Below are 19051 nucleotides of genomic sequence, written 5' to 3'. Positions count from 1 at the left end.
TGAAAGCGGTTCGGCCGTGCGGAAACCGCCGAAGCCCACCTGGAAGCTGTCCCGATCTTCCGCGAGTCGCCTCAACCCCTTGTGGGAGCCGCTTCAGCGGCGAAGGCGGGCAACACGCCCCCGGCTCGCCCCGATATCGGCCCGCCGTCGCCTCATGCCCGCGTTTATCCTCCCACCCGTCTTTCCAAGGGAAACCTCCCCATGCGCCGCACCCTGCTCGCCCTCGCCGCCTGCATCGCCTTGCCCGCCTTCGCGGCGGACAACGGGGACTGGACCACACCCGTAGCGCCGCACAAGATCTACGGCAACACCTATTACGTGGGCACGGAGGGCCTCTCGGCCATCCTGGTCACCTCGCCCCAGGGTCACGTGCTGATCGACGTGCCGATGGCCGACAACGTCGCACTCATCGAGGCGAACATCCGCAAGCTGGGTTTCCGCGTGGAGGACGTCAAGCTCGTGCTCAACTCGCACGCGCACTTCGATCACGCCGGCGGTATCGCGCAGTTCGCGAAGGACAGCGGGGCCACCGTGCGCGCCACGCCTGCCGGTGCGAAGGAGATGCAACTCGGCGGTGACGACCCCACCGATCCACAGCACGGCGAAGCGCCGCTGTACGCGAAGGTGGACGCCATCGGTGATATCAACGATGGCACCGTGGTACGCGTGGGCACGCTCGCGTTGACCGCACACATCACCCCTGGACACACGCCCGGCGGCACGGCGTGGACGTGGACATCGTGCGAGGGCAAGGCATGCAAGACGATCGCCTATGTCGACAGCCTGTTCGCCTTCTCCGCCGACGGCTATCGCTACAGCGACCATCCTTCGTACGTGGCGGAATATCGCAAGACCTTCGAACGCGTCGCGGCATTGCCCTGCGACATGCTGATCACCCCGCATCCTTCGCAAGGCGAGGGGAAGACGTGCGCGGCATACGCGGAAGCCGGCCGCCAACGGCTGGACGAGAAACTCGCCAAGGAAGCCAAGCGGTAAGTCTGCTTAGCCGCTGTTTCTACAGGGGCTTCGCCAGCATGGCGGCGATGCGCGCGTCCTTCTCGGCCCAGAGCTGGTTCACCCAGCCCTGGAAGCGTTCGCGGAACGCGTCGTCGTTTTCGTAGTCGCCGCGCAGCGAGGGAAGGATCGGCAGGCGGCGAACGTGGATGCGGATCTCGCGGATCCTGCCGGCGATCATGTCCATCATCGTGCTCGGGCCTCCCGGATACACGATGGTGACGTCGAGCACCTGGCGGATCGCGTCGCCCATGGCGTCGATCACGAAGGCCACGCCGCCGGCCTTCGGGCGCAGGAGGTGGGTGTACGGCGATTTCTGCGCGTCGTGCTTGGCCTGCGTGAACCGGGTGCCTTCGGTGAAGTTCATGATCGATACCGGCAGGTGCCGGAATTTCTCGCAGGCGCGGCGGGTGGCTTCGCGGTCCTTGCCGCGCAGTTCCGGCCGCGCTTCGAGTTGCTGCCGCGAATGGCGCTTCATGAACGGGAAATCGAGGGCCCACCACGCCGGTCCGAGCAAGGGTACCCAGATGAGTTCGCTCTTCAGGAAAAAGCGCATGAACGGAATCCGGCGGTTGAAGATCTTCTGCAACGCGGGAATGTCGACCCAGCTCTGGTGGTTGCACACCACCAGATAATTCTCACGCCGGCCGAGGTCATCGATGCCCTCCACCTGCCAGCGCGTGCGCGTGAACGCGCCGAATAGCCAGCCGTTGAACCCTAGCCAGCTTTCCGCGATCCAGACCAGCACGGCGCCGATGGAGCGACGCAGCGAGGCCAGTGGAACGATCAGGCGCAGTCCCGTCACGACGAGCAGCGGCAGCACATGGCACACCGTGCTGGCGAACAGCAGGATGCAGGCAAGGGGGACGCGCAGGAAGAAGGGGAGTTTCGCGAACATGGAAGGACAGGTGGGGGAGGAATGCCGAGTCTACAGGGCAGGGCGGGTCAGGCACCCAGCTTCTCGTTCACCGAAGCCAGGTCCTGGCGGACCTTGTCTATCCCGTCCCAGGGGTCCTTCTTCAAGCGCGCCAGGCGCTTCGGCACGCTGCGAAGGTCGAACGCATCGCCGGATTTGACCTTGCCCAATTCCTCCCAGCGCAAGGGAACCGCCACCGGCGCCCCCGGACGTGAGCGCAAGGAATACGAGGCCACCGCCGTGGCGCCGCGCCCGTTGCGCAGGTAATCCACGTAGATCTTCCCGTGCCGGAAACGCTTGGTGGCCGTCGCCACGAATTCCAGCGGATGCAAGGCCGCCATCGCTTCCGCGAAGCCGCGGGCGAACGTCTTCACGGTGTCCCAGCCGGCGCCGGGATTGAGCGGTACGACCACATGCAGGCCCTTGCCGCCGGTGGTGCGCAAGAACGAGACCAGACCGAGGTTATCCAGTAACCCGCGCACCATGCGAGCCGCCGCGACCACTCGCCGCCAGTCCACGTCTTCGCCGGGATCGAGATCGAATACCACGCGGTCGGCCAGGTCCGGCGAGCCAACATGGGAACCCCACGGGTGGAATTCCACGGCGCCGAACTGGACGAGTTCGATCATGCCCGCCTCGTCACGCGGATACAGGTACACCGCCTGTGCCCCCGTTTCTTCTTTCAGTTTCGCCGTACCCACGTGCTCCAGTCCGGCCATCACGTGCTTCTGGAAGAAGCAGGGCGAACCGATGCCACCCGGGCAACGGATGGTCGAGGTCGGCCGGTCGGCGATCGCGGGGAGCATCCATGGCATGACGGTCCGGTAGTAATCCACCACGTCCTGCTTGGTGATTCCATCGTCGGGGAAGACCACGCGATCGGGGTGGGTGATGACGATCGCATCGGCGCCCACCTTGGCCGGAGCGCCCCTGGCTTTTGCCTTCGTTCCTTTCGTCGCAGGCGCCGGTGCGGTGCGGTCGGAATCGCGCAGGTCCGCCGGCGACTTGTCGACGCGCAATGCCTTCAGGCTAGGTTGGCGCAGCAGGTTCTGGTTGCCGATGCCACGGTAGTAGACCTCCGCGACCGCCGTCGGCGGCACCCACAGCGCCCCGCGCAGGGCAGGGTCGATCTGCGCGATCTTTACCGTCGGTTTTTTCGTTCCGCCTTTCGCCAGCGTCTTGCCGAGCGTGCGCAGCATCTCGTCCGTGAAGCCCGTGCCGACGCGGCCGACATAGGTCCAGCCGCCTTGGGCATCCGGACGGGCCAGCAGCAGCGACCCAAAGACCAGGCGCGAACCTTTCGCCGGTGTGTAACCGACCACGGCGAATTCGTCGCTTTCAAGTCGCTTGATCTTCTGCCAGTCGTCACCGCGCCCGGCGTGATAACCACCGTCCGCACGCTTGGCGATGATGCCCTCCAGCTTCTGTTCCATCGCCATGGCGAACACGTCGTCGCCGTGGCCGATGTTGTGTCCGCTATAGGCGAGGTGCAGGGGTGCGTGCGCGAGCAGGCGCTCCAGCAGTGCCTTGCGTTGGGATAGCGGCACGCGGGTGAGGTCGTAACCCTCCAGGTAGGGCAGGTCGAACAGCATGTACACCAGCGGTGCCTGCGCTTCACCCGACAAGGTGCGTTGCAGGGCGTTGAAGTCGCTGCGCCCTTGCACATCGAGCGCGATCAGTTCGCCGTCCAGTCGCAGGCTGTCCAGCCCGAGGCTTTCGATGGCTCCGACGATTTCCGGCAGGCGGTCGTTCCAGTCCAGGGCATTGCGCGACCGGAGCATCACCTTGCCCTTGGCCATGCTCGCCAGGATTCGGTAGCCGTCCCACTTCACCTCGTGCAACCAGTCGTCACCCTGTGGCGGCGACTCGCGAAGACGGGCGAGCTGCGGTGCGAAGAAGTCGTTGCTGGCTCGTGCCTTGCGTGCGCCATCCAACGCGGCCGCCGTCTTGGCGAGGGTGGCGGCCGAAACCTTGCGCGTCTTCGGTGGCGCCTTCTTGCGTGAGGTGGATTTCTTCGCCGCCGCGCGCAAGCCGGGCGTCGTCGCCGCGCGGCGCGTGCTCTCGCGCATCTTCGTGTCCAGCAGGTCATCCGCTTCCACGTCGCCTGCGTAGGCATCGTCCGCCTTGATCAGGAACCACGCGGGCTGGCGCTCTTTCTTCGCGCCGCGCACGAGATGCCACTCGCCCTTGAGCCGTTTGCCGAACAACTCGAAGGTGAGATGGCCTTTGCGGATCTGCGCTTCGGCGTCCCCTCGCGTGGCCCATACGCCGCGATCGAACAGGTCGACATGCCCCTTCCCGTAGCCTTCCCCGATGTCGCCCTCGAAGCTGGCGTAGGACACCGGATGGTCTTCCACCTCCACGGCCAGCCGCTTCACCTTGGGGTCGTAGCTAGGTCCCTTGGGCACTGCCCAGCTCCGCAACACGTCGCCCACCTGGAGGCGAAAATCGAAGTGCCGGCGTGAAGCGTGGTGCAGCTGCACGACGAAGATGGCCCGGTTGCCGCCGAGGGCGGAATCGTCCGGCGGGGGCTCGCGGGTCTTCGCGAAGTTTCGCTTGCGGCGGTAGTCCTGCAGGCTCATGCGCCGATGGTTGGCGAGGCCGGGTGAACGCGCCGTGCAATGCGGCCCTGCGCTATCGTCGCATTTTCAGATTCGTCGTATGGGATGCGCGTCCGTCGTTGAGCAGACTTCCGAGACATATGTTTCCAGGGAAGCCGCTCCATGTCCTTGCCATCCATACACCGGTCCGTCCTCGTCGCCATCGCCCTCCTGCTTGCGGCAGGCCAGTCGCAGGCGGGATGCCTGGGCCATCCATCGCAGGGCACGCCGCAGTCGCTTTCCTTCGGTATCGTCGAGGCGGCGGCGGATGCGGCACCGCGAACCGTGCTGGCGGAACGTGTCACCACCGGTTGGGATTCACCCGGCTTCAAATGCCTCAAGCCGACGCGTACCGGCAGCCTGGGCGTTTTCACTACCCCCAGCGTCCTGGGAGACGGAATCTACGACACCAATGTGCCCGGCGTGGGTATCCGTATCCAGTTCCACCATAGCGGCCAGGGAGACTTGGTCGTGCCGTACAGCTCGCATATTCCCTGGATTTTCGACGGCAAGCTGAGTAACGCACGATTCACCGTGCAACTCATCAAGACGGGCCCGATCCTCGAAGGAGGTTCCCTGACGAGGGGTACCTTGGCCCGGGCCGGTTACGACGGCCAAGCCCAGGTTTGGGTCGACCTGCTCGATGCACGTGTGGAACCGCAGCGGCCCACCTGTGCCTTCGCCTCCCGCCGCCTGGTCTTCCCGATCGGCAACGTCGAAGGCGGCACCCTCGCCGTGGCAGGAAGCAGTCATTGGGCCACGCAGCAGCTGGTCGCCACGGGATGCACCCAAGCCACCCAGATCCTCCTGACCTTTGCCGGCACGGCCGACGAGACCGATGCCTCCTTGTTCAAGCTCACTGGTAACGGTGCGGCGACGGGTGTCGCCGTGGAACTTCGCAGCGACGACCCCGATGTCCAGGCCATTCCCAACAGTGCCGCTCCGCTCATCCTGAGCGCGGCGCAGGAAGGCCGCAATTACGGTTTCCGGGCGCGCTACCGCACGACCGGAAAACCACTCGCCCCTGGGTCTGCGAATGCGAGTATCACGGTAAACGTCGCCTACCGTTGAAGCTCGCCATCGACGGAGGCGCTGACCGACTGCCTGCGTCTCAGGCCGAGCGCCGCCACCAAGGCCGAGAGTACCGACAAGCCGGCCGAAAAGAGCATGACCGCGCGGAAGCCCGCGACGAAGGATTCCCCGACGGCACGGCGCGCGTCGGCGTTCGCGACTTGAATGCCAGCCAGCTTGGCGCGTTGCGCCACGATGCCATGCACGGTGTCGCCGTCCAGGTTCAATGTCGCCAGCCGTACATCCAGCGTGGCGTTGAACGCTTCGGTCAACACCACGCCGAACACCGCGATGGCCAGTAACCCGGCCGTGCGCGATATCGCGTTGTTGACGCCCGAAGCGGTACCGGCCAGCGATGGGTCGAGGGCGTTCATCACCGTGGTGGTGAGAGGAGCGACGACGATGCTCATGCCCAGCCCGAGCACGCAGCTGGCCGGAAAGAACGTCGTCCAATAGCTCCCGCCGACACCGGGCAGCGCGTACAGGACGAAGCCGGCGGCGGCCACGAGCGGTCCCACCATCAAGGGAAGGCGGGCACCGACGCGATCGACCAGTTGGCCGGTCCAGCGCGACAGGGCGAACATGATCGCGATCACGGGCAGCAAGGAGGCACCCGCGCCGGTCGCGCCGTAGCCCTGCACCTGGATCAGGTTCAGGGGAACGAAGAACAGGCTCCCACCGAGTGCGGCGTACAGCAGCAGGGTGAGTGCATTGGCCGCCGAGAAATCGCGGTTGCGGAACAAGTGCAGCGGCAACATCGGCGCGGTCGCGCGGCGTTCCACCAGGATGAAGGCGACGAGTGCCGCCACGCCCACGCAGGCGGCACCGGCAACCGATGGGGCGGACCATCCGCGCAGCGGTCCTTCGATCAACGCGAAAACAACGCCCGCCAATCCCAAGGTCGCCAGGACGGCACCGCTGACGTCGAGTTGGCCACCGGCCAGGCCGCCACGGCTCTCGGGTACCCGCCACCAGCAGATCGCCACGAGCGCCACGCCGAGCGGCAGGTTGATCAGGAAAGCCCAGTGCCAGGACACATGCTCGACCAGGTATCCGCCGAGCACCGGGCCGGCCGCCGCCGTGATACCGCTGAAGGCGGACCACGTGCCGATGGCGGCACCCCGCCGCTCCTTGGGAAACGCACTGCTGATGAGCGCGAGGCTGCCGGGTACGAGGAGGGCGGCGCCAAGACCCTGGATGGCGCGCCCACCGATAAGGGCGGCTATGTCCGGTGCCGCGGCACAAACCAGCGAGGCCAGTGTAAATATCGTCGTGCCGATCATGAACACGCGACGGCGTCCGAAGCGGTCGCCGAGTACGCCACCGACCAGCAGTAAGGCGGACAGGAGCAGTGCGTAGGCTTCCATCACCCATTGCGCGTCCGCCGTGGTGGCGTCCAGGGCTTTCTGGATGGCGGGCAAGGCGACATTGACGATCGTGCCGTCGACGAAGGCCATGCCCGACCCGACGATGGCGGCGACGAGGGTCCAGCGGCGTGCGGCGTCGCCGCAATCGACGGCGTCGCCGCTGGTCGCGCGATCGCCGGGGTGGGGGCCGGGAAGGGTCATGTTGGGCAGCCTAGCGCGTTAGCGGGGGTCACGCCTTGCATGGCATCGCCCGGGCATTGTCGATTTGGTGTATCCCCGTTCGACGAACGAGGGAAAGCCCACCGATCGAAGGAGAATCCCATGTCCCGTCGCTTCCAGCGCATCACGCCCTTTCTCTGGTTCGATACCGAGGCCGAGGAAGCCGCCAATTACTACGTCTCGATCTTCCCCAACTCGCGGGTGGTCGGCACGACATGTTATTCAGGAGAAGCGTCGGCGGCATCGGGCCGGCCGGAGGGCTCGGTGATGACCGTCGCCTTCGAACTGGACGGCCAACCGGTCACCGCGCTCAATGGCGGGCCGACGTTCAAGTTCACCGAGGCACTTTCCCTCGTCGTCCACTGTCACGATCAGGCCGAGATCGATCGCTTCTGGGAAAAGCTATCGGCGGGGGGTGACCCACGCGCCCAGGCCTGCGGTTGGCTGAAGGACAAGTACGGCTTGTCGTGGCAAGTGGTCCCGCAGAATATCGAGGAGCTGGTGCAAAACCCCGGCTCCGTCGCGGCCCTGATGCACATGACCAAGCTCGACATCGCCGCGATAAAGGCGGCGGCGACCTGATCGTCGCGCATGCCCGGAGGTGTGACGCGGTCGCGTTGACATGAGCCGCCCACGCGGCGAGAGTCGAATGTCATGCCAGCCGGGGAGTGGGTCCATTGAATCGACGAGAGTTCGCGAAGGCGTTGGCCGCGGCCGGCGCCTTCAGTAGTGGCCTCTGGCTCGCGGTACGGACGATGGCGGCAACGCCTTCGCCCTTGGCGAGGGATCACGTGGCAGTGGACCCGGGCCGCCTCCTGGCCCTGCAACAGGCCTTCCTCGATCTCCGCTTCGGCATGTTCATCCACTTGAACCTCGCCACGTTCGAGGAACGTGAGTGGGGCGATCCCACGCTGTCGCCGAAGCTGTTCGATCCGAAGCACCTCGACACCGACCAATGGGCACGCGCCGCGAAGTCCGCCCATATGGGCTACGCCTGCCTCACCACCAAGCATCATGACGGCTTCTGCCTGTGGCCGACCCGGACCGGCAGCGCCAACGTCATGCAGTCCTCGTATCCGCACGATGTCGTGCGCCGCTACGTCGATTCGTTCCGCAAGGCGGGGCTCAAGGTCTGCTTGTACTTCTCCATCCTCGACCTGCGCCAGGACATTCGTGCGCGCACGATCACGCCGGAGAAGATCGCGCTGATCAAGGCGCAGATCACCGAATTGCTGACGAACTACGGCCCGCTCACCGCGCTGATCCTCGATGGCTGGAACGCGTCCTGGTCGCGCATCTCGTACGCCGAGTTGCCGTATCGCGAGATCTACGACCTGGTGAAGTCGTTGCAGCCGGACTGCCTGCTCACCGACCACAACGCGGGCAGCTATCCCGGCACGGCGCTCTACTACACCGACATCAAGCAGTACGAGCAGCACGCGGGGCAGAAGATCCCGCCGGACAGTCCCGTGCCCTCGCAATCGGGCACGACCTTGCAGAGCGACTGGTTCTGGAAGAAGGCCTATCCCACGTCGGAACTCGCGTCGGCGAAGACCATCGTCGAGGAATGGCTGAAGCCGTTCAACGACAACCACTGCAACCTCATCCTCAACGTGGCGCCCAACCGTGACGGCCGTTTCGACGACAACGCCGTGGCGCGGCTGGCCGAGATCGGCAAGCTGTGGAAGAACGAAGGCCCTGCGGCGAAGATCGGCCGCTCGGTGACGATCACCACGCCGGACCTCGCCGCAGGCAAGCCGGCATGGGCCAGTGCGAGCGACGAGGCCGTGGGCCCGGACCAGGCGTTCGACGACAACTTCCGCACCTACTGGCTCGCCGACCGCGGCAAGAACGAAGGCTGGATCGAAGTGCGCTTCGATGCGCCGGTGTCGTTCAACACCTTGTCCATCGTCGAGCCATTGCACGACGAGGACTATGGCGATGCCAGCCGCGTCGCGTCGTACAAGGTGGAAGTCGAACGCGACGGTGCGTGGGTGGAGGTGGTCTCCGGCACGAAGCCCGCGCACTACCAGTTCCACGAGGTGGCCCGCACCACGGCGAAGCGGGTCAGGCTCAGCGTCGCCGGCAGGCAGCCGGGCATCACGGAGTTTGGTTTATACGATGAACCGAGGGCGGCCGGCTGACGCCGGATCGCCGCCGGGAGACGGTGCTTCACGCCTTTAAAACCAACGACTTGCCACCATATCCATGCATCTGAGCCAACGCCGGGAGGTGACCCATGGCAACCGGATGGGCGGGCGATACCGCCGTGCAGGACCAGATCGACGCCACCGTGGACGACGCGGTGAAACGCGCCCGCAGCCGCCTTGCGAAAGGGCCGAGCCTGGAGCGCTGCGAGGAATGCGACAAGCCGATACCCGAAGCCCGCCGCCTGGCCGTGCCGGGCGTGCGCCTGTGCGTGGTGTGCCAGGAAGCGGCCGATCGCGAAGACGCGGCATTCACCGGCTACAACCGCCGCGGCAGCAAGGACAGCCAGTTGCGTTGAAGGCGCGCAGGACGAGGGGCTTCGTTCCACGCGATCCTCGTCTGTCATAGCGGGACATGTCCCGCCCTCGCCGCATTCCTCCTGCGGCCCGATGTTGTCATCGTAATGGCAACTGATTGAAATAAAAGATAAATATCCGAAAAAACGCTAAAGTCGGCGGGTTCTCCGCCGACAGTAGGGGTTCCCCATGCCCCTTCGAGTCCGTCATGCGTTTCCCCCGAATCCCCGTCCCGACGTTGACGCTTCGCGCCAGGTTGTCGCTTCGCCTTGCCGGTACGGCCTTCCTCCTGTTGGCCCTCTGGATCGTTGGCGGCATGCAACTGCGCACGGCCGACCGGCGGCTTCAATCCGTCGTTGGCGAAACCCTTTCCCCGGTGGCCAACCTTGGCCGTATTCAGAACGATTACAACGACCTTCTCGATGCACTCGTGCATGCGACTCTTACCCGCCTGCCCTCCGCCGTGGACGACGCAGTAACGGCAATCGGCGGCAATCGCAAGGACATCGATCGCCAGTGGAAGGCGCTTGTCGCCAGTGGCCTGGGCAAGGAACAGCACACACTGGTGGCGTTGGCGGCCGAGCACCGGAAGGCGGCCGACAAGGCCGTCGACGACGTGCTCGAATTGCTGAAGGCCGAGCAGTACGACCTGGCGCAGCTGCAGCTGTCCAACGACGTTCAGTCCGCTGTCGTGCCACTGAAAAGCGACTTCTCCAATCTTTTCGGGCTGGCGCTCGAGGGCGGCAAGGCGGCAGCGGAGGCACAGCACGAGGATATCGCCCGCGGCGCCTCGCTGTCGTCCATTCTGCTCGGCCTCGCGCTGGTCGTGGCGAGTGCTATCGACGTGGCGATCATCCGCTCGCTGGGCCGTCGTTTACGCCAGGCCGCCGATGTCGCCGCGGCGATCGCCGGCGGAAACCTGGGTGCCCACGTCGACATCGGACGGACCGACGAAATCGGCCGGTTACTGGCTTCGCTCGCGGAAATGGATGCCCAGCTCTGCAACGTCGTGATCCAGGTCCGCGATCGTGCCGACCTGGTCGCGCGCGCGGCGACCGGTATCGCCCAAGGCAACGACGCCTTGAGCGAGCGCACGCATGCGCAGGCGGGGCACGTGGAACGCACCGCGCTTTCGATGCGGGAGATGGCCGTCGCGGTTTCCGATGGGTTGAGTCATGCAGCGGCGGCCAACCGCGCCGTGGGCGAGGCTCGTGTCAAAGCGGATGAAGGCCGCCGCGTAGCGACGTCGGCGATAGAGAACATGCGCGCGATCCAGGATACGAGCGAACGCATGGCCGATGTGCTCGATCTCGTCGACCAAGTGGCTTTTCAGACCAACCTGCTGGCGCTCAATGCGTCCGTTGAAGCGGCGCGGGCGGGCGAGCACGGCCGTGGTTTTGCCGTGGTGGCACACGAGGTGCGCGCGTTGGCCCAACGTTGCGCGGCAGCCGCACGTGACATTCGTGGCCTCATCGCCGCAAGCGACGAAGCCGTGCAAGCGGGCGTCGCATCCGTCGATGGCGCCACTACCGTGTTGTCTGGCATCGGCGAGCAGGTCGCCGACCTGTCGACGTTGCTCGCATCGGTGATGGGCACCACGCGAAGCCAGACCGATGGCATCAGTCGCGTCGAAAGCGCTATCCGCGGCATCGATGAAACCACCCGCGAGAACGCCGCGCTCGTCGAACACGCCGCGGGGGCCAGCCGTGCCATGCGCGAAAGCGCCGAGGCACTGCGCCGTGAAGTGGCCTACTTCACCCTGGCCAGGCACGCCGCATGACAAGACGGGGTGACCGCCGGTCCCCGCTTCACGAAGCCTCCCGCACCACCTTGAGTGTCTTGTACAAGGTGGCGCGGGACAGGCCCAGGAGTTGGGTGATGTAGGCCGTGGCGTTGCGCACGTCGAACAAGCCCCGGGATTCCAGCGCGGCGACGACCGCCTCCCGTTCGGCGAGGCTCATGGCCGCGAGCGTGGTGCCGCGATCGACGAGGAACTGGCCCACGACATCGTTGATCTCTTCGCGCCAATCGCCGCGAAACAGTGCCGAAGGCCGTTCGCTGGTGTCGGCGAAGCGAAGGAAATCCCTCGAAACCGATTGCAGGGCCTCGAACATGCTTACATCGAGATTGATGCAGAGCAGGCCGACAGGCTTGCGTCGGCCGTCGCGTACGACGGCTGTTACCGATTTGAGCGAGCGCCCGTCTCCGTTGGTCTTTGCGTAGGGACCGATGACCGGCGTATCCAACGACATGATGTCGTCGACATCCGTCAACGAAGCATCGCCGGGTTCGCGGCGGGACAGGCGATTGGCGATGTGGCGGATGGTGCCGGTCGCCAGATCGTGGATCACCACTTCCGCATGCGGACGGAGCAGGGCGGCGATCGCATCGGCCACCGGGACGAAGGAGGAAAGGTGATCGGTCATGCGGGTCATGATCCCCGCGCCGATACACCAAGTCCAGCCTGGACGTTTTGTGTCGTCAGTCGGGGTAATCGAGGCTGGGATACCACGCTGGCCTGCGTCCCTCCGGCGTGCAGTCGATCACCGTCCACAAGGGCATGAGGTCGGGCGCGCCGCGCGGGTCTTCGCCGGGATCGGCTGTCTCGAAGCCCATCTCGCCCGCCCAGAAATGACGTATCACCCCGTCGCGCCGGGTGTAGACGTTGAAGGCGGGCTCGTCGCCGCCTTCCTTGCCGATCGCGTGGTAGTCGCGGCTGAACTCGCCGTTGGCATCCGAATAGAGCTTCAGGTGCCGCCAGCCGCGTTCGCGTGCGAAGGCCTGCATGCGTTCGTACGGCGATCGTGCAATGACCGCGAGGGCGACGTTTTGCTCCATGTCGCGTGCCTCGCCGTCCCAGGCACTGAGCAGGGACGTGCACATCGGACAGGGGCGCTCGCGTTGCGGCCCGAACATCCAGTTGTACGTCACCAGGGTCGATTTGTCGCCGAACAGCGCGGCGAAATCGACCGGGCCGTGTTGTCCGATGAAGCGGTAGTTGCCGCGCACCTCGCCGCCGGGCGGCAGGGCGCGGCGTTGCACGGCCACCCGTTCGATATGCCGGCGCAGTTCGATTTCCTCGGCCAACAAGGCGTTGCGTGCCGCACGGTATTCGGGACTTTCGTTGGGCATGCGGAACAGGTTGCGCGCGGCCAGTTCGGCGGCGGGCACGAGGGTTTGGTCGGTCATGTCGATCTCCTTCGGTCAATCGCGGTCGGGCGCGCCCAGCGGAAAGAACGGACGGTAGACGCGAGCCTCGTCGACGGCGCGGGCAAACGAGGGGCGGGCAAGCAGTCGTCGGCGGTACGCATGCACGTGCGCGAATCGTGGGTCGATCGCATGGGTCCAGTCGGCATAGAAAAGGAACGGGGCGGCCCCGCAGTCGGCCAGGCTGAAGCGCTCGCCGGCGGCCCATTCGCGGCCGGCCATGTGACGGTCGAGCCAGGCGTAGGCGGTGTCGAGCATCTCGCGCGCCTCGGCCACGCCATGCGTATCGTGCCTGCCCTCCGGGCGCAACGCGTCGAACACGATCCGCTGCTGCGGCGTCGACACGTAGTTGTCGAAAAAACGGTCCATGCCACGGACCTCGAGCGCCGCCTTGCGCTCCTCGGGGAGCATAGGCGCCGGGCCAGGGTGATAGAGGTCCAGGTACTCGATGATGGTGCTGGCCTCGGTGACGGTGCGCTGGCCATCGACCAGGACCGGGAACCGCTTCAACGGCCAAAGATCGGCGAACTCCGCGTAAACCTCGGGGTGCTCCGGCGACAGGAGCTTCCACTCGAACGGCGTGCCGTTTTCGTAGAGGGCCACCAGGGCTTTCTGGCAGTAGGACGAGAACGGGTGGGCGTAGAGCTTCAGGGTCATCGGTGCACCTGGGTCCGTGGGAGGCTTTCCCTTTCGTCGAACGACGGGGGGCGGTTTCGACATGTCTTGGTATCCTGTCGCAAAGCCAGGGGAGCAGGGATGAGGATCGCCATCGCGGGCTACGGAACGGCGGGACAGGCCAGCGCCATTCTGCTGTCGGCACAGGGCCACGACGTCACCGTTTTCGAGCAAAGCCCCGAGCCCGGCCCGGTGGGCGCGGGATTCCTGTTGCAGCCGACAGGCCTGGCCGTCCTGGAACGCATGGGCTTGGCGGGGAGGGCGTTGGCCCTCGGCCAGCGAATAGAGGAACTGCACGGCACCACGCCGCGCGGCCGCGCCGTGATGGCCATGCGTTATCGCGACCGCCGCGAAGGTTGCTTCGGGCTGGGCATGACGCGGGGCGCGCTCTTCGAGTTGCTGCGCGATGCGCATGCTGGCGCCCCCCAGGTCCGCACCGGCACGCGCATCGTGGGATACGACGCCACGACGCACACCCTTGCCGATGCGGACGGCAAGGTCCATGGTCCTTATGATCTCGTCGTTGCCGCGGACGGCGCGCATTCCGTGCTGCGCGGAGGATGCGGGCGGCACGTGCGCCGCCAGGGGTTGTATCCCTGGGGAGCGCTCTGGAGCCTGCTTCGCATCGACGACTGGCCGGAGCCCGGCCGGTTGCTACAGCGTTATGCGGGCACGCGCTCCATGATCGGCATGTTGCCGGTGGGAACGCGCCCGGGGCACGCGGGCCGCTGGATCACGTTCTATTACAGCTTGCCCGGCGAAGCCGTCGAGCGCTTCGACGACGCCGGCGTGGCGGCGATGAAGGCCAGGGTCGCCGAGATCTGGCCGGAGCTTTCTCCGCACGTGGCGCATTTCGTCCACGCCGGCCAGCTGCAGAGGGCACGCTATCGCGATGTCGTCCTGGCACGCCCGCACCATGGCCGGCTCGTGGTCATCGGCGACGCCGCCCACGCGATGAGCCCGCAGCTCGGCCAGGGCGTGAACATGGCACTGCTCGACGCCGCCGCGCTCGCGGACGCACTGGGTTCGCATGGGGACCTGGCGGTGGCGCTGGAGGCCTATCGCCGCGAGCGCCACGCTCACGTTCGCGCGTACCAGCGCATGAGCCGCTGGCTTACTCCGTTGTTCCAGTCCGACCGCACCGTCCTGGGTTGGTGCCGCGACGCGCTGTTCGGACCGGTCGGGCGTGTCCCCGGGGCGCGCGGGCCGATGCTTCGCATCCTCACCGGAGAGCTGCGTCATCCGGTGCAGGATGGCATCGGCCAAATCGCGAACGATCCATACTCGCCTGGGTACACCGGCTCCGATTAACCTCGTGCCATCTGGATCAGGAGCCGCATATGAAACGCTTGCTCGTCGGCCTCGCGCTGTCCCTTTCGCTCGCATCGCCGGCCATGGCCAGCGTACCCATCTGGGGAGCGAAGCAATCGAGCCCGGCCGATACGCCGCCCTCGGCCTTGAAGCCCGGTGAGTGGATATGGGGTGGACGAGGCGCCTCTCCAGGACCCATGGCAGTGATCGTGAGCCTGACCGAGCAGAAAGCCTACGCGTACCGCAACGGTATCCTCATCGGCGTGTCCACGGTCAGCACGGGCAAGAAGGGACACGAGACTCCCACGGGGGTGTTCACGATCCTGCAGAAGGACAAGGACCACCACTCGAAGAAGTACGACAACGCACCCATGCCCTACCAGCAGCGCCTCACCTGGGATGGCGTGGCCCTGCATGCGGGCGGCCTTCCCGGGTATCCGGAATCGCATGGTTGCGTACACATGCCGACCGAGTTCGCGAAGCTGCTCTTCGATGCGACGAACATGGGCATGACCGTGGTGGTGGCCGAGGAAGGCACGGCGCCGGTGACCGTGGTGCATCCCACCGCCGTCATTCCCATCGATCCTCGCAATGGCGCCGACCTGAATCTCGAGCCGCTGGCCAATGGGCAGCTGTATCGATGGACACCGGAAGCCTCGCCGACCGGGCCGATCTCCATGGTGCTGAGCGTGGCCGACGGGCGGGTCATCGTGTTCCGCAACGGCATCGAGATCGGCCGCAGCCAGGTCCAGGTGCGCGATCCCCTGGCCGGCACGCATGCCTTCATCGTCGCTTCCGGCTACATGCCCGATGCGCCACAGCGATCGGGCTTGCGCATGCCGAACTGGATCACCATCGGCATCCCCGGACATGGCGATGAAGCGGGCAAGGTGGTGGACGAGGCGCTCGTGGACCGCGTGGCCGTGCCACGTGAGTTCATGGAAAAGGTACTGCCCTTGCTATCGCCGGGCTCGGTGCTTCTCGCAACCGATGAAAGCATCCAGCCCGCGAGCACGGGGCCGAAGGTGCAGGTGATCGACTCGAACCCACCCGGCGCCTGAGCGCGGCGTCCTCAGCGGTCGAAGCCGTGCTCGCCGATCGCCTCGGCAAGATAGGTGACGAACGAGGCGATGCGCGCGGAGATGGCCGTGTTGCGGTAGTACACCGCATTGATCGGCTGGCGGAGCTCGGCGATGTGCTTGGACAACACGGGCACCAGCGTGCCCGCTTCACGATCGCCGCGCGTCATGAAGTCGGAAAGGCAGACGATGCCGTTGCCTTCGAGCGCGAGCTGGCGCAGCGTTTCACCACTGGACACGCCGATGGTGGGCTTGATGCGCACGCGCTGCCCGCTCTCGTCCAGCAGGGGCCACTCGTTGAGCGACTCGGGTTCCGTGAACCCGAGCAACGCATGCTTGCGCAAGTCCGATACCTTGCGCGGCCGGCCGTGCTTGGCGAGGTAAGCGGGACTGGCGAGACAACGCACCTGGCTCGTGCCGATCGGCCGGGCGTGTAGCGTGGAATCCTTCAGCCGCCCGATGCGCAAGGCCACGTCGGTACGACGTTCCAGCAAATCGATGTAGCCCTCGCTGCTGTGCAGTTCCAGTTCCACGTCGGGGAAACGCTCGCGATAACCCGCTACCAGCGGCACCACCACGTGCAACATGAAAGGCGATGCCGCATCGATGCGAAGGCGCCCGGCCGGGCGGCCGCGCCGTGCCGCCATCTGTTCTTCCGCGGTCTCCACGGCCGCGACGATGTCACGGGCGCGCTCCAGGAAGGCCTCGCCTTCATCGGTAAGCTCGAGGCGCCGGGTGGTACGGCGAAGCAAGGTGGTCTTGAGTTTCTGTTCCAGTCTCGCCAGCGACCGGCTCGCTGCGGAAACGGTCTGCTCCAGCTGCTGCGCGGCGGCCGTGATGGAGCCGGTATCGACCACCGCGATGAAGTTCTGGATCTCGTCGAGGGTGATGTTCATCGTTGCGCCTGTCGCAAATACCTACGCTTATACACCGCTTTTGGAGAAAAAAATAAAGCGTGTCAATGCGACAGGTCAACGCAAGAAATTGCGAATGAACGAACGCACTACGAACAGGAATTTTCCCGATGCCGACCTGCTGAATCCCTGTGCTAGCGTCGTTATGGGGAGCGGTGCTTTGTCGTCGAAACGGAGTTCGCCCGGGGGGGGATGGAATGACAAGGGGCCGAGCTGCCAGCGTCCGGTGACGACGTCACCGGAACCACATAATCCCAATCGGGATTGGGCTCAGCTTACGGGAGAGACGTTTCATGCAGATGAAGAAATCCTCGCTATGTGTGGCGATGGGTGCGGTGCTGGGGGCGTTCGTGTGTGCACCCGCCATGGCCGCGGGAGCGGCGACGACATGGGCGGCCACGGCCACGCGCGCGCACGAACTCGCGGCGACGGCGACAGCCGCCGACCTGGCGGATGCCGCTACGCCGGTCCATATCGAAGTGGTGTTGAAGGTGCAGAACCGTTCCACGCTCGACGACTTCATCGCATCGGCGCATAACCCGTCCAGCCCGATGTTCCACGCGACTCTGCAACCGGCGGATGCGGTCGCCATGTTCTCGCCGAGCGACGGTCAGGTGCAGGCCGTGGTCGCGTATCTCAGCAAGGCTGGCTTCACCAACATCAGCGTCTCTTCGAACAAGTTGCTCGTTTCGGCCGATGGCAACGCGGGGGCCGCACAATCGGCGTTCGCGACGCGTCTGGTCAAGGCGCAGGACGCCGAAGGCCGTGCCGCCTATGCCAATATCGACGACGTCAAGGTGCCCGCTGCACTCGGCGACTCGGTACTCGCCGTGGTGGGCTTGCAGACGGTCAACCACGCACACACCATGATCAAGCCCGCCGACCGCATCGGTACCAAGGCAACGACCGGCGTGACCGGCCACAATCCCACCACGTTCCCGACCATCTACAACGTCGGCAGCACGCCGACGGCGGCGACGGTCACGGTGGGCATCATCAGCGATGGCGACATGACCCAGCCGCTGAAGGACCTGACCAGCTTCACCACCGCCAACGGCCTGCCCGCCGTGAATACGCAGGTGGTCGTGGTCGGGACGGCGGGAACCGACACCAGCGGTACACCCGAGTGGGACCTGGACAGCCAGAACATCGTCGGCATGTCGGGTGGCGTGAGCAAGCTGATCTTCTACGCGGCGAATTCACTCAGCAACAGCGCGTTGACGGCCGCGTTCAACCGGGCGGTGAGCGACAACCAGGCCAAGGTCATCAACGTGTCGCTGGGCGAATGCGAAACCAGCGCCTACAACGACGGCTCGATGGCGGCGGACGACCAGATCTTCGCGCTGGGCGTATCGCAGGGCCAGACCTTCTCGATCTCCACGGGCGACTCCGGTTCCAACGAGTGCACCAAAGCTCCCCGCGGCACGACGCCCAGCTATCCGGCAAGCTCTCCTTACGTGGTGGCCGTCAGCGGCACGACGTTGAGTACCGGCACCGGCAACAGTTGGGCTGGCGAGACCCTGTGGTCCAAGGCCGGCGGCAGCCCGAGCACGGTGGAGCCCAAGCCTAGCTGGCAGACGCAGGGAGGCGGTACAACGCGCGACGTCGCCGACGTGGCGTTCGATGCGGACCCGAACTCCGGTTCGATCATCATCGTCAACGGAAGCAACGCGCAGTACGGCGGCACCAGCCTTTCCGCGCCGCTGTTCGCCGCCGTCTGGGCGCGCATGCTCGCCGGCCATTCCACGCTTGGTTTCGCCGGCCCGCACCTGTACCAGGTTCCCACCAGCGTCTATCACGACGTCACCTCCGGCAGTAACGGAGGCGAGACGGCGGCCGTGGGTTGGGATTATGCGAGCGGCTTCGGCAGTGCGATCGTGAGCAACCTCTACAGCAACCTGTAACCGCCAGCAGAGGAATCGGCGGAACTGCGGGGCGCTCGCGCGAGCGGCGCCCCGTTTAAGCCCGGTGGGAGCCGACCTTGTCGGCGATCCCGCGGCAGCGGGCCAGTTCGAGGCAAGCACCCATCGCCGACAAAGTCGGCTCCCACATGGGCTTGAGGCAAGCACCCATCGCCGACAAAGTCGGCTCCCACATGGGCTTGAGGCAAGCACCCATCGCCGACAAAGTCGGCTCCCACATGGGTTTGAGGCGAGCACCCATCGCCGACAAGG

16 protein-coding genes are annotated in these 19051 nt (G+C 65.7%); 9 read left to right on the top strand and 7 right to left on the bottom strand.

What is annotated here, in order from left to right:
- The first annotated feature begins 201 nt into the window (after window positions 1-201).
- A complete protein-coding gene (gene bla, locus ACN9M2_RS18360; RefSeq protein ID WP_426286047.1) occupies window positions 202-996 on the top strand; it encodes a subclass B3 metallo-beta-lactamase in 795 nt (264 codons plus the stop codon).
- A gap of 19 nt (window positions 997-1015) precedes the next feature.
- On the opposite strand, the gene ACN9M2_RS18355 is transcribed toward bla, so the two are convergent.
- Window positions 1016-1912: an acyltransferase gene (locus tag ACN9M2_RS18355; protein ID WP_426286046.1), complete on the bottom strand. Its 897-nt coding sequence runs from the start codon at window positions 1910-1912 to the stop codon at window positions 1016-1018.
- 47 nt (window positions 1913-1959) lie between these two features.
- Window positions 1960-4512, bottom strand: coding sequence for a DNA ligase D (gene ligD / locus ACN9M2_RS18350; protein ID WP_426286045.1), 2553 nt, complete (start codon window positions 4510-4512; stop codon window positions 1960-1962).
- Between the two features lie 141 nt (window positions 4513-4653).
- Between ligD and ACN9M2_RS18345 the strand changes: the two genes are divergently transcribed.
- Entirely contained in the window at window positions 4654-5601 is a 948-nt protein-coding gene (locus ACN9M2_RS18345) for a fimbrial protein (RefSeq protein ID WP_426286044.1), read from the top strand.
- Here ACN9M2_RS18345 and ACN9M2_RS18340 read toward each other — a convergent pair.
- Entirely contained in the window at window positions 5592-7169 is a 1578-nt protein-coding gene (locus tag ACN9M2_RS18340) for an MFS transporter (protein ID WP_426286043.1), read from the bottom strand. The two genes, ACN9M2_RS18345 and ACN9M2_RS18340, sit on opposite strands and share 10 nt — an antisense overlap.
- A gap of 120 nt (window positions 7170-7289) precedes the next feature.
- Here ACN9M2_RS18340 and ACN9M2_RS18335 point away from each other — a divergent pair, with 120 nt between their 5' ends.
- From ACN9M2_RS18335 to ACN9M2_RS18320, 4 genes are all read left to right on the top strand, one after another.
- On the top strand, window positions 7290-7769 hold the full coding sequence (locus ACN9M2_RS18335; protein ID WP_426286042.1) for a VOC family protein: 480 nt from the start codon (window positions 7290-7292) through the stop codon (window positions 7767-7769).
- A gap of 95 nt (window positions 7770-7864) precedes the next feature.
- Window positions 7865-9331: an alpha-L-fucosidase gene (locus tag ACN9M2_RS18330; protein ID WP_426286041.1), complete on the top strand. Its 1467-nt coding sequence runs from the start codon at window positions 7865-7867 to the stop codon at window positions 9329-9331.
- Window positions 9332-9426: 95 nt separating this feature from the next.
- Window positions 9427-9693 carry a DksA/TraR family C4-type zinc finger protein gene (locus ACN9M2_RS18325; protein ID WP_371024249.1) on the top strand — a complete coding sequence of 89 codons (267 nt, stop codon included), beginning with the start codon at window positions 9427-9429 and terminating at the stop codon, window positions 9691-9693.
- A 206-nt stretch (window positions 9694-9899) separates the two neighbouring features.
- The gene (locus ACN9M2_RS18320) at window positions 9900-11471 is read left to right on the top strand and encodes a methyl-accepting chemotaxis protein (RefSeq protein WP_426286040.1); all 1572 of its coding nucleotides are present in this window, start codon (window positions 9900-9902) and stop codon (window positions 11469-11471) included.
- Between the two features lie 28 nt (window positions 11472-11499).
- Here the strand turns inward: ACN9M2_RS18320 and ACN9M2_RS18315 are convergent, their stop codons facing one another.
- From ACN9M2_RS18315 to ACN9M2_RS18305, 3 genes are read right to left on the bottom strand one after another with little or no spacing between them, the layout of a single operon-like run.
- Complete coding sequence (locus ACN9M2_RS18315; RefSeq protein WP_426286039.1) at window positions 11500-12126, bottom strand: helix-turn-helix transcriptional regulator; 627 nt, start codon at window positions 12124-12126, stop codon at window positions 11500-11502.
- Window positions 12127-12172: 46 nt separating this feature from the next.
- Window positions 12173-12880 (bottom strand): DUF899 family protein, encoded by a 708-nt coding sequence (locus ACN9M2_RS18310; RefSeq protein WP_426286038.1) that lies wholly within the window; start codon window positions 12878-12880, stop codon window positions 12173-12175.
- 15 nt (window positions 12881-12895) lie between these two features.
- A complete protein-coding gene (locus tag ACN9M2_RS18305) occupies window positions 12896-13555 on the bottom strand; it encodes a glutathione S-transferase family protein (RefSeq protein WP_426286037.1) in 660 nt (219 codons plus the stop codon).
- 99 nt (window positions 13556-13654) lie between these two features.
- On the opposite strand from ACN9M2_RS18305, the gene ACN9M2_RS18300 reads away from it, so the two are divergent.
- Both ACN9M2_RS18300 and ACN9M2_RS18295 read left to right on the top strand, forming a co-directional pair.
- Window positions 13655-14884 carry an FAD-dependent oxidoreductase gene (locus ACN9M2_RS18300; RefSeq protein ID WP_426286036.1) on the top strand — a complete coding sequence of 410 codons (1230 nt, stop codon included), beginning with the start codon at window positions 13655-13657 and terminating at the stop codon, window positions 14882-14884.
- A gap of 29 nt (window positions 14885-14913) precedes the next feature.
- Complete coding sequence (locus tag ACN9M2_RS18295; protein ID WP_426286035.1) at window positions 14914-15945, top strand: L,D-transpeptidase; 1032 nt, start codon at window positions 14914-14916, stop codon at window positions 15943-15945.
- Between the two features lie 11 nt (window positions 15946-15956).
- Here ACN9M2_RS18295 and ACN9M2_RS18290 read toward each other — a convergent pair whose 3' ends face one another.
- Complete coding sequence (locus ACN9M2_RS18290) at window positions 15957-16859, bottom strand: LysR substrate-binding domain-containing protein (RefSeq protein ID WP_426286034.1); 903 nt, start codon at window positions 16857-16859, stop codon at window positions 15957-15959.
- A gap of 311 nt (window positions 16860-17170) precedes the next feature.
- Between ACN9M2_RS18290 and ACN9M2_RS18285 the strand changes: the two genes are divergently transcribed.
- Window positions 17171-18781, top strand: a complete 1611-nt coding sequence (locus ACN9M2_RS18285) for a S53 family peptidase (RefSeq protein ID WP_426286033.1) — start codon at window positions 17171-17173, stop codon at window positions 18779-18781.
- The last annotated feature ends 270 nt before the right edge of the window (window positions 18782-19051 follow it).

Origin of the sequence: Luteibacter sp. E-22, from assembly GCF_049913125.1 — a bacterium.
Classification (GTDB): domain Bacteria; phylum Pseudomonadota; class Gammaproteobacteria; order Xanthomonadales; family Rhodanobacteraceae; genus Luteibacter.
The sequence above is the reverse complement of the archived record's forward strand: the minus strand, read 5'-3'. Positions and strand labels throughout refer to the sequence as shown.